12 protein-coding genes are annotated in these 15,235 nt (G+C 37.6%); 4 read left to right on the plus strand and 8 right to left on the minus strand.

Annotated elements, in window-relative coordinates:
• Positions 1-19: 19 nt before the first annotated feature.
• Together IW16_RS06395 and IW16_RS06400 are read right to left on the minus strand one after the other, a co-directional pair.
• The gene (locus IW16_RS06395; protein ID WP_034742648.1) at positions 20-3,418 is read right to left on the minus strand and encodes a polysaccharide deacetylase family protein; all 3,399 of its coding nucleotides are present in this window, start codon (positions 3,416-3,418) and stop codon (positions 20-22) included.
• Between the two features lie 86 nt (positions 3,419-3,504).
• Positions 3,505-4,755: a CinA family nicotinamide mononucleotide deamidase-related protein gene (locus tag IW16_RS06400; RefSeq protein ID WP_034741196.1), complete on the minus strand. Its 1,251-nt coding sequence runs from the start codon at positions 4,753-4,755 to the stop codon at positions 3,505-3,507.
• 117 nt (positions 4,756-4,872) lie between these two features.
• Between IW16_RS06400 and IW16_RS06405 the strand changes: the two genes are divergently transcribed.
• A complete protein-coding gene (locus tag IW16_RS06405) occupies positions 4,873-5,346 on the plus strand; it encodes a DUF7832 domain-containing protein (protein WP_034741199.1) in 474 nt (157 codons plus the stop codon).
• Between the two features lie 176 nt (positions 5,347-5,522).
• On the opposite strand, the gene IW16_RS06410 is transcribed toward IW16_RS06405, so the two are convergent.
• The 6 genes from IW16_RS06410 to IW16_RS06435 form a co-directional block, all read right to left on the minus strand.
• The gene (locus IW16_RS06410) at positions 5,523-6,062 is read right to left on the minus strand and encodes a lipocalin family protein (RefSeq protein WP_034741201.1); all 540 of its coding nucleotides are present in this window, start codon (positions 6,060-6,062) and stop codon (positions 5,523-5,525) included.
• Positions 6,063-6,135: 73 nt separating this feature from the next.
• A complete protein-coding gene (locus tag IW16_RS06415) occupies positions 6,136-6,870 on the minus strand; it encodes a LytR/AlgR family response regulator transcription factor (protein WP_175550376.1) in 735 nt (244 codons plus the stop codon).
• Positions 6,871-6,908: 38 nt separating this feature from the next.
• Positions 6,909-7,622: a PA3715 family protein gene (locus IW16_RS06420; RefSeq protein WP_034741207.1), complete on the minus strand. Its 714-nt coding sequence runs from the start codon at positions 7,620-7,622 to the stop codon at positions 6,909-6,911.
• A gap of 104 nt (positions 7,623-7,726) precedes the next feature.
• Complete coding sequence (locus IW16_RS06425) at positions 7,727-8,143, minus strand: DUF6326 family protein (RefSeq protein WP_034741210.1); 417 nt, start codon at positions 8,141-8,143, stop codon at positions 7,727-7,729.
• A 20-nt stretch (positions 8,144-8,163) separates the two neighbouring features.
• Positions 8,164-8,820, minus strand: a complete 657-nt coding sequence (locus tag IW16_RS06430) for a DUF4386 domain-containing protein (RefSeq protein ID WP_034741213.1) — start codon at positions 8,818-8,820, stop codon at positions 8,164-8,166.
• Positions 8,821-8,831: 11 nt separating this feature from the next.
• Entirely contained in the window at positions 8,832-10,619 is a 1,788-nt protein-coding gene (locus tag IW16_RS06435) for a tetratricopeptide repeat-containing sensor histidine kinase (protein ID WP_228376915.1), read from the minus strand.
• A 195-nt stretch (positions 10,620-10,814) separates the two neighbouring features.
• Here IW16_RS06435 and IW16_RS06440 point away from each other — a divergent pair, with 195 nt between their 5' ends.
• The 3 genes from IW16_RS06440 (at position 10,815) to IW16_RS06450 (ending at position 15,224) form a co-directional block, all read left to right on the plus strand.
• Positions 10,815-12,590, plus strand: a complete 1,776-nt coding sequence (locus IW16_RS06440) for an amidohydrolase family protein (protein ID WP_034741216.1) — start codon at positions 10,815-10,817, stop codon at positions 12,588-12,590.
• A 203-nt stretch (positions 12,591-12,793) separates the two neighbouring features.
• Positions 12,794-13,468 carry an SIMPL domain-containing protein gene (locus tag IW16_RS06445; protein ID WP_034741219.1) on the plus strand — a complete coding sequence of 225 codons (675 nt, stop codon included), beginning with the start codon at positions 12,794-12,796 and terminating at the stop codon, positions 13,466-13,468.
• Between the two features lie 154 nt (positions 13,469-13,622).
• Positions 13,623-15,224, plus strand: coding sequence for a DUF4139 domain-containing protein (locus IW16_RS06450; protein WP_034741223.1), 1,602 nt, complete (start codon positions 13,623-13,625; stop codon positions 15,222-15,224).
• Positions 15,225-15,235 lie beyond the last annotated feature (11 nt).

The raw sequence follows: 15,235 nt of genomic DNA on the forward strand, positions 1-15,235 counted from the left end.
TAACAAATTTAAACAAATATCATGAAGCTGCCATTTCTTTCACATTTCCTGTTCTTTTCAAAAATCCCCACGACTGCATTTCACCTTTCAGAGCTTTCCGCAAACTTCTGAATAGCACGATATACATCAGCCATCTGTACCCGAACCGTTGTGGGATTACGTACAGTAAGCCGCTCAGTTTTTCACGCTGCATAATAAATGCCGTGAACGCAAGAGAAGCGTCTACCAATAGAAAGATCAGATAATAGCTGAATATTTTCCCGCCGTTTCCGGATAAAATCCCAAAGAACATGATGACATCTGCCATTGGAGAAAAGAACGGAATAATATACTGGAACAGTAAAATATTCGGCATCGCCCAAAGTCCAAGTCCTTTGTATTTCGGGTTCAGGAAGGTCTGGCGCTGTTTCCAGAACATCTGCATAATTCCGTAAGTCCAGCGGAAGCGCTGTTTCAAAAACTGACTTACAGTTTCGGGTGCTTCAGTCACAGCAACCGCCCTGTTTTCATTAGCAACGGTATATCCTTTTCTTAAAATCTTCACTGTAATATCGCAGTCTTCCGCAAGGGTATCGGAAGAATACCCGCCCACTTCAGTGATTACTGATTTCTTAAATGCTCCTATCGCACCGGGAATCACTGTGATCGCATTGATGTTGGCATACGCAAGCCTGTCAAAATTCTGACTCGTTGTATATTCTATAGACTGCCATCTGGTGAGCCAGTTTACGGTATTTCCTACTTTCACATTACCTGCTACCGCTCCTGTCTTTTCATCTGAACCTGCATTTAAAAATCTGGAAATCAAATATTTTACAGCATCATACTGAAGTTGGGTATCGGCGTCAATACATACTACATACTCTGCATCGGTTTGGGAAATTCCAAAGTTCAGTGCTGTCGCTTTTCCTCCATTCGGCTTTGTAAAAATTCGAAGTTTCGGATGGTCCGGAAATGCTCCTTTTGCTTTTTCATAGGTTGAATCCTTACTTCCGTCATCTACCATAATGATATCAAAATCCGGATAGGTCTGTTTTAATAAATTATTCAGGGAAGAAATAATATTCACTTCTTCATTATAGGCAGGAACGATGATTGATACCTTAGGATAAGTTTCCAAAACTGGAAATTCTCCCAAAGTTTTTTCTTTTTTTCTTTCCTTAAATGCCCAATACACCATGATAATAAGCCTTATCAGACCTAAACCGATAAATAAGGTGAAAAGTGCCACCAAAAAATGGCTGATCCCATAAATTGCCGTAGCCAAAACCAGATTGAGCTGCATCATATAATATGATCTTGTTTTCGGAACTTCCGGCATCAGTACGCTTTTGCTTTTGTGAAGAATACTGGCAAGATTCGTAAAATGATAGCCTTGTTTCTGAAGTGACGGAATCAAAATCTTAAGTGCTTTAACGGTTTCTTCCCGTGTATCTCCTCCTGCATCATGCAAAAGGATAATATTTCCCCTCTGCTGCTTAATTCCCGCCATCACCCGTCTTATGATTTCATCGGATTTGATACCGGGCTGCCAGTCTTCAGGGTCGATACTTTCTCCGATGTCCAGATAGTTTTGCTGTCTCGCCAGCGCTACAGGTATGATTTCCTCAGAAGTAGTAGGTTCCGAGTCTGCGTTATAAGGTGCTCTGAACAAAATCGTACTGTGACCGGTGATACATTCTATCAGGAGTCTTGTCAGTTTCATTTCCAGCAAAGCTCTTTCGGGGCTTACTTTTGCTACATTTTCATGGGTAAAAGTATGGTTTCCGATCTCATGTCCTTCACGGTAAATCCTTTTAACTAATGGAAGGTTTTTTTCGGCATTAAGTCCAACGAGAAAGAATGCAGCAGGAACATGGTACTTTGAGAGAATATCCAAAATCTGTGGTGTATAGGTATCATCCGGACCGTCATCAAAGGTCAGGACGAGTTCTTTTTGCGGAGCTTCCCCATATTTTTTCACTTCATAGGAACTTGGATAGGTGATATAGTTCTCGTCAGTAATTATTTTTTCTTTGGGATCTATTTCCAGCGCGATTTTTCCGTCATGCGGAGTATTCAAAACATCCAAAACTTCTCCGTCTCCGATATAATCCACCATGGTCTGCCCTTTTACATTTTCCAATGTTTTTAAATTAAGCTTAGACATACCGGCAGTTGTCATATCCTTATCATAAAAATTCCAGATTCTGCTGTCTTCACTTCCCAGTCTCCACACAGCGGTTCCTGCCAGCGGATATTCAGAAGAAAAGCGCATGGTATTGAAAATGGAGGCTGCGTCATTGAAAAATACCGTATGGGTATTGTTTTTAGAATCTGTATAGGAATAATTTAAGTTGAATGTATTGTCATCATAGTTAATAACCGCTTTGCTTGCGCTTGCTTTAGTAATGGCCTGCATATAGGTAACAGATGCATTGTCCTCCTTATTGGTACTCCAATCGTATCCATAAGCTCCAAGTCCCAGAATGATTTTTTCAGGAGATGTTTTTTTAAGGATTTTTTCAGTCTGTGCTTCGATCCATTTTTGTGAAGAAACAGGTCCGGCATCGCTGTCTACAGCATATTCATCATAGGCCATCAGAATGAAATAATCTACATAAGGATTCAGTTTCTGAATATTGTAATCATCATTATCCGTCATGATATCCATGGTAACCAACAGTCTGTTCTGTTTGAACGTTTCTGAAAGTTCTTTCATAAAGGCAATTAGATATTCATCAGAATCCAGATTCATATCCTCAAAGTCAATATTGATCCCTTTAAAGTGAAATTTCTGACACTGCAAAGCCAGTTTCCGGATAAGCTGTGTTCTTTTCTGCGGATCTTTCAGAACTTTCCCAAGCCCTTCGGAGCGGAACTCCCGGTCCGAGTTATTGCTTAAAATAGGCATAGCTGCCACTCCGGTTCTTTTGATAATTTTATATCCTTCAGGATCTATATTTGTCTTTAAATCTCCTGTTTTAGGATCAAGAAAGAACCATTCCGGGAACACAAGATTGATATGTCTGATGTTTCTTTTTAAGGACATAAGAGACTGAGGATCCCAAGCCACATAAAAGGCTGAGCGGATACCTCCCGGAAACATAGACCAGTTTCTGTTTTGATTTTTAAGTCTTTCTGCTCTTGCTTCCTGAATTTTAGCAAGGCTTGTATGCATGGTTTTTTCAGAAATAAAATTCCTGAAACCTTTATATTCTTTAGATATTCTATTTTCCTGAAGATAGGGTTTGCTGGCCGTGATGACTGCCTTATAATCTTCTTTAAAAGGTATTTTCGGACTTTTTTCCAGTTTCATCATCAGTCCCAGAGCAAGGAAGAGCAATACGGCAACGAAGATAAAAATACGGCTTCCCCACTGTACGCTTCTCCAGCGCTTTTTACTATTGGTCTGAAAAATCTGTTTTGAGTTTTCCACGTTTTTTTGAAATTTATATACTGCGTTCAAAAAGCGTGAAAAAGAACATCAATTTTATTAAAATAAAATTAAAAAAAAGCTGGTTTCTAGATATTTATAAGAAGCCCCACCAAATCCTGAATAATTTTCTGCGAAACAAAATTCATGAAATCAAGTCTGTCCAAATGAGGCATATATAATGTCGAAGTGACCTCGTGATCATGAATTCGTATGGTATAAAAAACAGTCCCCACTTCCTTGCCGTCCTCACCTCTTCCGGGACCTGCAACACCTGTTGTGGAAAGAGAAATATCGGTATCAAACAATTCCTGACATCCTTTCGCCATTTCACTGGCGACCTGCCCACTTACTACTGTAAACTGGTCTACGGTTTCTTTAGATACTTTTAAAATCTGTATTTTTTTTTCTGTTGCATAAGGCACGATACCACCAATAAAATATTTTGAGCTTCCGGAAGTGGAGGTGATCATTTTTGCCAGCTCTCCTCCGGTACAGCTTTCTGCTGTGGATATGGTTAGTTTTCTTTCAGTAAGGATTTCTGCGAGGATCTTTTCTATTTTGTCTTCTGTTACCGCTATCACATGATCTTTTACCAAAGGAAGAAGTTTCTGAATCTCTTCCTCTGCCTGCTGTTTCAGGGCTTCTTCATTATCTCCTGAAGCAGTAAGTCTAAGTTTAACACGTGTTCCTACCGGAAGATAGGACAGGGATAGATTTTCAGGAAGTGCCAGTTCCCAGTGTTCAATGGTATCTGCAAGAATACTCTCAGGAATTCCTACTACGGAAACAATTCTGGTATAGATATAATAGAGATTGAATTTATCTTTTAAATAAGGAACAATCTGATCTCTGATCAGGGGCTTCACTTCATAAGGAACTCCCGGAAGGCTGAAACACAATTTTCCTTCCTGCTCCATCATCATGCATGGTGCCGTTCCAAAATGATTCTGAAAAACAACGGATTTCGTAGGAACGAATGCCTGCTCTTTATTTCTTTCGAGGATATCAATCCGGCCGCGTCTTTCCATATAGCCTTTAAGATGGTTAAAAGTCACCTCATCCAGTGCAATTTCATCATTGAAAAATTCAGCCAGTGCTTTTTTGGTTTTATCATCCCTTGTTGGGCCGAGCCCTCCTGTTGTTATGATAAGATCTCCCATTTCGAAAGCAGCTTTTAAGGTCTGTTTAATGGTCGCGATCTCATCTGATATGGTGAAAATTTGTGTAACCTGTATGCCGATGTTTTTAAGTTCAGTGGCAATAAAATTAGAGTTGGTGTCAACGGTGTTTCCGGAAAGGATTTCGTCACCGATAGTAATCAGAACAGCTTTTTCCATAAATAAATTCTTGAAAGAAAATGTCCTGCAAATGACGTAAAAATCTACGGCTGCTACAACATAAAATGATTTTTTCTATCTTTGGCTGATACTGTTTAAAACTATAATTATTCGGCAATGGCAAAATATGATGATGCTTCCTGGCACTATGGCGGAGAATATCCGGAAAATTTACCAGATGAAAATGCAGCTACCCATATCGGAATGTTCCTCACATGGTGCATCCACAATAATCTGATATCGGAAGAGTTATCAGAAGATTCACAGGATGAACTTCAGAGCGTAAAAAGACGGGAGATGACCGGAGGTGAATTCCTGATGGATGTATGTGATGAAAAATTCAGCTCACATGATCTTAATGACCTGGGTAATGGTTTTGCAAAGGCCTATTACAATGATGATACAGCCTTTGGAAAAAAATTCAATTCATTTGCAGATGATTATTCAGAGACTTTTGACAGAAAAGCAGAAGAAAATGATTTCGAATACGAATCTTTTTATCATGTAGAAGACACTTTCGAAAACTATGATCTGATAAAACCTCAGATAGATCAGCGTTTTGAGGAATGGAAAGAGTTTTCCGGGGTTTGATCCTCGGAAAGTTGGAGGAATTCAGAGTAACTGTATGTTACGAGTTGTGAGTGTAGGAGGTTAAGCAGCATTAAATAAACTACACATATCCTGTAGTAGAGACAGTTCGAAGCCATCAGTGGCAGATCTGATGGCTGATATCTGAATCCAATACCTAAAATCATGGTTCTTGAATCCTAATTATGTTTCACCCAGATCAATTCATCGGTATTGTAGCCTATCTTTTTTGCTTTTTCGATGAAACGCTGTTTGATACTTTCGGGAATAGAAGTTGTTCTTGACAGAATCCATAAATATTTTAAACTGCTTCCTGCTACTAAAGCATACTGATAATCTTCGTCTATATCAATAACGTTATATCCGGCCCAGATTGGTTTGAAAAATGAAACTTTCAGACGGGCATCGGTTTTGTCTTTTACAAATCTGCCTTCTCCGACAGATTCTTTCCATTCTTTTTTGACATAATCATATCCTCTATTTTTGACACGGATGGAGCCATCGGGATTTTCAGAATATTCGGCGGTGACATTGTCCATATTTTTCTCGAATCTGTAATCAAAACGGGCAATTTCATACCATCTTCCAAGGTATTTTTTAGCATCAAAATTATTTACTGCTGTTGCACCTCTTGGAATTCCCCCAGAACAGGAACTGTAAAGCATGAGACCTAAAACACCTAAAGTAACCGGAATAGCAATTTTCTGAAGAGTTTTCATAATGGGATTATTTTTGTGACTGCCCTGAAAACTTCAAAAATAATGCCTTTCCGCTGTTAAGGAAGAATAAATTCTACGAAAAAACTTTAAGAAAATTGTCTTTAAAACTGCCGGAAACCTCAATTTCAGTGTCATCAGTAAGCATAACAGTCCCGCTTTTATGATACGATTTTACAAATCCGGCATTGATGATATGAGAACGGTGTACCCTTACAAAAGGATTTTCGAGGAGATCATCAAAATGTTTCAGGAAGCGGCATACCATTTTCTTTGAACCGTCGGTAAGATAAACCTGTGTAAAATTTCCATCTGCCTGAAGCCTTAAAATATCTTCTGTTTTTACTACATCAAATCCCTGAAGTGTTGGCAGAATCAGTTGCTGTTTTTCAGGCTTTAGTTTTAAATTTTCAAGGAGGATTTTATTCCGGTTGAGCTCTTCTTTTTTTTCAAGACTTTCTGCCACTTTATTGACCGCCAGAATTAGCTCCTGAATATCAATTGGTTTTAAGATATAGTAACTGGCTGATTTATTAAGTGCCTGTAATGAATATTGCGAAAATGCTGTGATAAAAATGGTTTCATAGGAAAATTCTTTGGTAGCTTCAAGCACATCAAAGGCATTTCCGAAAGGCATTTCTACATCCAGAAAGACCAATTGAGGCTGTTTTTCAGCAATCAAAGGAACGGCTTCTTTGATGTTTTCCGCTTCTCCTACAAGTTCTATCTGCGGACAGTATTTCGTTATATAATTTCTGAGAACTTCTCTTGCAATGATCTCATCGTCTACGATTACGGATTTTATTTTCATTTTGATCAGGTTACAGGTGGCAGTTAATAGGCTGTAGATTATTGGTATTTCCCGTTTTTAAATTTTAAAATGTGATAGAAGGTTTTTGAGGTTTCATCTTCTTTACAGTCTCCATTTACTTCTTTCGTTTTTCTGTTGACGGATACTGTTTTGATCTTAAGATCGGTAAAACTGTTTGTTTTCGTTTTATCCATCATAATCACCGACTGATCGTCGTCAGATTCACCGGTACAACGGGTATCCCACTCTGCACTGTAAGTATTCAGTTCAAAGGTATTCAATACTTTTTTAAGTGTATCTCCCTGCGGATAATAGAGTGAGATTGTTTCTGAAGAATAAGGATTGGGCTGGCTGCCGTTTTTAACGTTCACTTTTATCCCAAAAGCGCGGATCCCACCGGCGATATTATACAATCCGGTATCTATGGTTATACTTCTTACCATCACAGCATCGGAGGTAATTTCGACCGGATCAAAATACTTATTTTTGATGCTTCCGTTTTCATCTGTGATCACAATATAGTTACGGACCACAAAGAAGTCTTCCTCTTCTTTACCCTGAAGAACGGGTATTACAGCAATATATGAATCTTCTGCATTGGGCATTTTCTTTTCCATACAGAATTCTCCTTTGATTGCGGTTTTGTCAAGCTTTAAGCTTTTCACTATGTTCTCAAACCGGTTGCTATCGATTTCCTGTCCGTGCAAAATTCCTGCAAGCAGTACGATCCATATCAATAAATACTTCTTCATCTTTCTTTTAATCTGGGGTAAAATATCCAGGTATTCAGGTAAAAGTAAAAAATATTTAGCTTATACTACCATTTTGAAACATAAAACTCAGCCACATGTTTTCCTCATACCCGTTTCCATTTCCATGCATGCCAAACAATGAGTATAGTGATCAGGCTTTCCAACAAAGCCAGAAAAACATAAAATGCACGCCATGAACTTAATGAAGTAGCTGCTATAAGCAACATCACTACAGTAAAAAAAACACCTAAAACGATATTGAGTATTCTGTTGATCTGAGGTTTCAAAATAAGGGATAAAAATACCATTAGAGCAGGAAGTGACAGCAAAAATGCAGCTGAGAAAAGCTTGAAGGGAGAATCCAGCAAATTTATTCCTTCTACAAGCCCTTTCACTTTTTGTGGTACGTAAAGTTCAAAATAGTCACCATAGAGATAACATAATGTGACAGAGGCCCAAAGACCGGAAAGTATTATCTTAATGTTTACTTTGACATCTTCAAATTTTCTTGAGTTATTCATAATAGTTTTGTTTTCAGAAATTAATCTATTGGTACAGGTCCTGTCTTTTTGTTTTTCACTCCCATGACCAACAGCCACAAACAAATTCCAATTTCGCCAATGGAAGCCGGTAATGTTATATAATCCGCTATAGTATAATCTGAAAAGTCAGGAACAACAGTTCTCGAAAATACATTGATTACATATCCCAAGCATCCCAGCATTAAACAAACACCTAAAATCTTTGGTAAAAACCCAGATGTATAAACCAGATAACCGAACGGGAAAAGCCAAAGCCCCCAAAAGATCTGAACAATTAAAATTCCTTTATTGTAAGTGTTCAACAGAAACATCACCTGAGACTGCAGCTGTTCTGCATTCAATGTTTTTAGATAACCGGCTCCTTCAATAATGGTAAGCACGGAAAACTTATTCTGTAAATTAATGAATGAAATGGGAACACTTATGAGTGCAAGAATGACCATCAACTTTGCATAGGTGCCGTTGACATCTTTCAGTAATCTATACAAAACTAAAGGAAGCAAAGTAAATGCAATATAACAAAGCATACTGCCCGCAATACCTAATCTGAATAGTTGTACAGAGGAAGAAATATTGTGAAAAGTAAGCGCAGGATCCTCCCGAACTATGAGTTGCGACGGCACATACAGAAAAACAAAACAAACTAATAAAAACACAAAGAATACTTCTAAATATTAGAGTTTTTATAACCAATTTCTACTAAAACCCCCATTCCATCTTTTTTATCTGTGACTTTACATTGTATGTCCTGATGGTATAAATCATTCAGCAGCTTAATCCTTTCCAAAGTATTTTTCATTCCACGCCCTTCTCTTGTTTTCTGATGATGCGTCTTCTGTTTTTTACTTTCTTCGATGCCTATTCCGTTGTCTTCAACAGTGATTTTTAGATAGGGTCCATCTTTTTTAAAACTTAATTTCAAAAATCCTTTATCGCTTCTGTAACGCAGTCCATGCCAGACCGCATTTTCAAGGAACGGTTGAACGAGCATTCCCGGAATTTTCAGGCTTTGCATATTCAGGCTTTCATCTACATCAATTTCGTAGTCGAATTTATCCGCAAAACGTGTTTTTTCGAGGGCAAGATAATTCTGAAGAAGATCCAGTTCCTGCTGAAAGGGAATGAAATCTTCAGCTGAGTTTTCCATCACCCCCCGCATCAGTTTTGAAAATTTTGTCAGATACTGATTAGCTTCCAACTCATTATTCGTAGCTATAAAATGATTGACACTGTTTAAGCTGTTAAATATAAAATGTGGATTCATTTCGCGTCGCAGCGACTGAAGGGCAATCTTTTTATTTTTAATCTGTACCTTCTTCAGTGTTCTGAAAATAAAGATTACAAGTCCTGTAAGCAGGATAAGAGCTCCTATCAGACTGTAATTAAAGACATTTTTCTTACGGATCAGCTGGTCTTTCAGCTCTCTTTCTTTTTCGAGCTGTGAAATTCTCTGTTCTGTATCTTCCAGGATTTTATTGTCTATCAAACTTCTGTCCTTAGATACAAGATCAGGAAGTTTCCCGAGAAAATCTCTGTACAGCGAAACTGACGCATCGGTATTGCCTGCTTTATCATAAAGACTGTCAAGTCTTTTTACACTTTTTTGTGCTTCCAGTGTATGTCCTTTTTCAAGAGCTATTCCGTAGGCATTTTTTAATAATACTACAGCTTCTTCCGGATCATTTTTTTTAATATAAATATCAGCCAGTTCCTGAATCTGGTTGACTTTTTCCTGTGAATTTTCTTTTACAAAGTCTTCTTTCAGTACTTTCTTTTTAGCTTCAATGGCTTTTTCGAAATTTCTGTTTTCAACATAGAAATTAGTCAGTTTCTGATTGATTTCCAAAGCCTGATGAGGTGCTTCTTTTTTGGATATTGCATAGGCACTGTTCAGATTTTCTTCAGCTCTTGGAATGTCTTTCTGCTGTATATTGACATCGGCCATCTGACTGTAACTTGCTGCCAGGTCACCTTTATCTTTTCCTTTAAGGCTTATATTGATATTATCCTGAATGGCATCCGCTTTCTGCTCAGGAGTAGGTGAAGATAGTCTTGCGGCATCGTTGGAATTCACTGCCCTGCTTTTTTCCGTGTAGCTCATCTCGGCTGCCATACTGTAATTGCTGATAGCCGGATTTATTTTGTTCTGTTTTTCCTGTGACTGGGCGATTTTTCGGGTGACAGATTCCAGATTCTTTTTATCGTTTAGGTTTTTGTAAATGTTTCTGGCTTTAACCAAAAACTCTTCACTCTTGGCGTAATTCCCTTGATTAAAGTAATCATTAGCTATTCCTACATACGTGTCTGCAACTCCTTTATTATCATTATTGTCTACTGCCTTTTTCAACCTTGCCACAGATTTATTGGCATGGGTAACCCGCGTAGAATCCTGTGCTGTACAGAAATTTCCTGCAGCAAGAATGAAGATAAAGAGTATTTTAAAAAATAATTTCACGGATTTCAGATCTTTAATGCAAAGTAAGTAAAACTTTAGGGATCCTCTTCTATTCTTTACCAAGTCAAAGCCTCATTTCACCCAGTTTAGCTGATCAAAGAATCAGGGTCTTCATTTTTAAACGGTTCTGAAAATTATGTAAGAGGGAACACATAAGCTTTCTTTATATTTGTACTAACCATAAGAAATATTATTATGAAGAAAACATTCCACCTGTGGATGATACTCATTTTTTCTGTCAACAGTTATCATTCGCAGATCTATATTGAAAATGTAACTGTCGTGGATGTTATTCACAAAAAACTGGTTCCGGATCAGACAGTGGTTTTTTCAGGAAAACCCATTATAGAAATAAAGCCCAGCAGGCAGATCAAAATTCCTCAGAATTCCCATGTTATTGATGGCAAAGGTAAATATCTGATCCCGGGGATGACCGATTCTCATGTACACTTTTTTCAGAGTGGCGGCTTGTATGCGAGACCTGATGCCCTTGATCTCAGAAAACATGTTCCTTACGAAAAGGAAATCAGATGGAGTCACAACCAGATGGAAGATCTTCTTCAGCGTTATCTTAAAATGGGAATTACCTCAGTCATTGATCCCGGAGCTACCTACAATTTGTTAAAGCTTAGAGACTCTTTACAAGAAAATATACGTCTGCCATCAGTCTATATGTCGGGACCTCTTATTACGACTTATGAACCTGAAGTTTTTAAAAACCTTAATAAAGATGAACCTTTCAGGCTGCTGACTTCTATTGATGATGCAAAAAAGCTGGTACAGGAACAGCTTCCCTACAAACCTGACTTTATCAAAATATGGTATATCGTAACAGGTGATGCTGATAAAAAGAAAGAGCAGACCAAGAAACTGGAACCAGCCATAAAAGCAGTGATTGACGAAGCTCATAAAAATAATTTAAAAGTAGCTGTTCACGCTACAGAACGCTTCACCGCGGAAACCGCCGTACAAAACGGAGCTGATTATCTTGTACATAATATAGAAGATGAGATTATTTCCAATGATTTTGTAAAGCTTTTAAAATCAAAAAAAGTCATTGTAAGTCCTACCCTTACGGTAATGGATCATTATTATGATACTTATGGTCAAAAAATAGTCTACGATACCTATGAGCTGGAAAACTCCAATCCTGAAAGCATTGGTTCTATGTATGATCTTAAGCATCTTACACAAACCTCGGATTCTGCCATGCTCAATAAGCTTAAAACACGATTTAATACACCTAAAGTAAAAGCTTATATTTCAAAAATGGATTCTATCAGAAGAGTCAATCTCAAAAAACTGTCTGATGGAGGCGTAACGATTGCTGCAGGTACCGATGCAGGAAATATAGGAACTCAGCATGGATCATCATTTATGGCAGAACTTAAAGCGATGAAGGCAAGTGGAATGACCGAATGGCAGATCCTTCAGTCGGCAACAATCAATCCTGCTAAAATTCTTAATAAGGAAAAGGACTTTGGCAGTATTGAAGTGGGAAAAGCAGCGGATCTTGTTGTATTGAATTCCAATCCTGTTGAAAATCTGGGCAACCTTAGTGATATTAGTGCCATCTTCAGAAACGGAATGCCTATCGATGTGAAAAGAATTGTACAAAATACACCTGAGAAGCTGGTTCAGCAACAGGTAAACGGCTATAATGCCAGAAATATTGATGCTTTTATGGAACCTTATGCAGAGGACGTAGAGCTTTATATATTTCCTTCAAAACTGATCAGTAAAGGAAAGGAGGCTATGAGAAAAATCTATGTGAATCTATTCAGTACTACCCCAGATCTTCACTGTGAGATTACACAGAGAATCGTGAATGATCGATACATAGTCGACAAAGAAAACATTACAGGTCAAAGACCTGGAATACGGACAGAGGCAACAGCAATTTATGAAATCAAAGATGATAAAATTTCAAAGGTTTATTTTTTATCTCAAAAACATATTGATAAACATTAAGATCAGCCATTTCTATTAAAAGTAGCAGATCTGTATCTTTAAAACAGTTTCAAAATAACATCCATACCCTATTGGACAGGCCATTTCAGCAGAAATGGCCCTTTTTTTTATGATCCACCAAGTGAAAACCTCATTTCACCAAGTCTCTCCATTTCGGGTTTCAGATCGCAGTAATTTTACTTCAGAATTTAAAACAAGAAATTATGAAATTGAGACATTTTTTATTGATCGGAATCTTTACCCTGGGAAGTTTTGTAAATGCACAGGAAGTAAAGAAAAATGCAATTGAAGTAACAGGTATTGCAGAAATGGAAGTGGAACCGGATGAGATCATCTTCAGCATCGGCATCAAAGCAGATAACAAGAATGATCTGGCTGATAATGAAAAGAAGCTGTTTGAAACATTAAAAAACGCAGGCGTAAAGAACGAGGACATCAAGTTTAAATCGATGTATCAGAATATATACGCTAAAAACGGAAAATTCACGAAAAGCTATCAGTTCAAAGCCAGCACAAAAGCGAATATCAGCAAAATATTTGAAGACCTTAATCAGAAATGGGTAAGCAGCCTGAACGTCGCAGAAGTAAAAAACACCAAAATTGCAGACTTCAGAAAAACCATTAAAATCAATGCTTTAAAAGCAGCAAAAGAAAAGGCAGATTATCTGTTGGAAAGTATGGGTAAAAAGACGGGTGCTCCTATTGAGATCATCGAAATTGAAGACTACACCAGTGATATGGTTCTTCCCGTAGCTTACAAAAGCAGTGTCCGAAATATGCAGTTTGAAGCGGCAGATGCCCCGGTAGATTTTTCTTTTAACAATATTGAGAATATCAAGCTGAAATACAGCATCAAAACGAGATACGAAATCCTTTAGAATTAACAGATTTAAAAGACAGTCCGAAAGGGCTGTTTTTCTTTTTCCACTCTGATTTTTCAATTCACCAAGTGAAAGTCAGGTTTCACCAAGTCTCCCGTTTTTCACCCTTTAATACAGGTAATTTTACTATAGGAATTTAAAATAATACACTATGAAACGTTATTTATTACTACTCATCGCATTTTCTGTTTCCTTTTTAAGAGCACAGGAAATCAAAAAAGAAATTGAGGTAAAACAGGCTACCGTTTTCCTACAGGGTGCCAAAGTTTTCGGAAGCACAGCCGTCACCCTTCAGAAAGGAAGAAATATGGTGAGAATCATCAATCTCCCCAACAATCTGGATGAAAATACCTACAAAATTAATCTTGAAAAAAACACAACTCTTCTTTCCATAACCCCACAGAATAACTTTTTGAAAGATGAAGATTTATCTGAGGGAGAAAAAAAACTGGATGACGAAAGAAAAAAATTACAGAGACAGGTTAATTTACTGAATATTCAAATCAAGAATCTGACCGGCGAACAGAATATTATTAATGATAATTTAAAGATCTCTGCCAACGATAAATCTACCCCGCAGGAACAGCTGATCAAGCTGACTGAATTTTACAGAAAAAGAATGCTGGAGATTGATAACCAGGTTTTTGTTTTGAATGAGCAAAAAACAGTTTTAGATGAAGGGATCAATAAAATCACCAATCAATTTGCAGAAGAGCACACCAACAAGAATACGAACAGAAAAGAACTTCTTCTTGAGATCCTTGCTGATAATGAAACTCTTCTGAATTTAGGAATCAGCTATATTGTTTCTGATGCGGGATGGATCCCATCTTACGATCTGCGCGCAGAATCGGTAAAGAAACCGCTTGAAATGGTTTATAAAGGAAAGATTTATCAGAAAACAGGACAGGACTGGAAAAATGTAAAGCTTTTTGTTTCCACATACAGACCTTCCTACAATCAGGACAGACCGATTCTCTCTCCACTTTATGTTGCGGAATATACCGCTTATAATGCTCAGGCAGAAACAGCAAGTTACAAATTGAAAACAACTGCAAAAGAAGTGAATTCTTATCAGATGAGAGAAGACGCTGTCGTTAAACCAAGTCAGATTCCGATAGCAACTGTTTCGGACAGTCAGATGAACATAATTTATGAACTTAATTATAACCAAACCATTCTAAGCCAGGAAAAAGAGCAGTATGTAATCCTTGATAAAAAACGGATTGATGCCACGTATAAGTACCATACAGTTCCAAAACTGAACAATCAGGTATTCCTTATGGCATTTATTAAAAGCTGGCAGAATCTTAATCTGATCTCCGGAGAGGCCAATATTTATTTTGAAGATAATTACATCGGAAAAACCAATATCGCCAGCAATTATGTAAAAGACGAATTCCCAATCTCTCTGGGTGTAGATGAAAGAATTACCGTAAAAAGGATCAAACTTGAAGACAAAACTTCTCAGAAAAACTTTAACAGTAATAAATGGGAAACTGAATCCTTCCAGATCAGTATCAGAAACAACACAAAAGAAAGTATCGAACTGGAAATCCTCGATCAGCTTCCGATCAGCGAAAATTCTAAAATTCTGGTTAAAGCTTTAGAAATTGGAAACGGAAGTCTTGATGAAAAAACGGGAAGTATTCTTTGGAACAGAAATATAGGCAGCGGAAGTTCCGAGAAGATCAGTTTGTCCTATGAAGTGAAGTATCCGAAAGAAATGCAGATTCAATATTACAGCAGATAACTAAAAAAAAT

This window comes from Chryseobacterium vrystaatense, from assembly GCF_000737765.1.
Classification (GTDB): domain Bacteria; phylum Bacteroidota; class Bacteroidia; order Flavobacteriales; family Weeksellaceae; genus Chryseobacterium; species Chryseobacterium vrystaatense.

What these genes read in the sequence shown, in the direction of transcription:
- IW16_RS06415 (WP_175550376.1), bottom strand. Translation starts at nt 6,870, where the DNA reads ATGAAAATAAAATCCGTAATCGTAGACGATGAGATCATTGCAAGAGAA.
- IW16_RS06450 (WP_034741223.1), top strand. Translation starts at nt 13,623, where the DNA reads ATGAAACGTTATTTATTACTACTCATCGCATTTTCTGTTTCCTTTTTA.
- IW16_RS06420 (WP_034741207.1), bottom strand. Translation starts at nt 7,622, where the DNA reads ATGAAGAAGTATTTATTGATATGGATCGTACTGCTTGCAGGAATTTTG.
- IW16_RS06405 (WP_034741199.1), top strand. Translation starts at nt 4,873, where the DNA reads ATGGCAAAATATGATGATGCTTCCTGGCACTATGGCGGAGAATATCCG.
- IW16_RS06445 (WP_034741219.1), top strand. Translation starts at nt 12,794, where the DNA reads ATGAAATTGAGACATTTTTTATTGATCGGAATCTTTACCCTGGGAAGT.
- IW16_RS06410 (WP_034741201.1), bottom strand. Translation starts at nt 6,062, where the DNA reads ATGAAAACTCTTCAGAAAATTGCTATTCCGGTTACTTTAGGTGTTTTA.
- IW16_RS06400 (WP_034741196.1), bottom strand. Translation starts at nt 4,755, where the DNA reads ATGGAAAAAGCTGTTCTGATTACTATCGGTGACGAAATCCTTTCCGGA.
- IW16_RS06425 (WP_034741210.1), bottom strand. Translation starts at nt 8,143, where the DNA reads ATGAATAACTCAAGAAAATTTGAAGATGTCAAAGTAAACATTAAGATA.
- IW16_RS06440 (WP_034741216.1), top strand. Translation starts at nt 10,815, where the DNA reads ATGAAGAAAACATTCCACCTGTGGATGATACTCATTTTTTCTGTCAAC.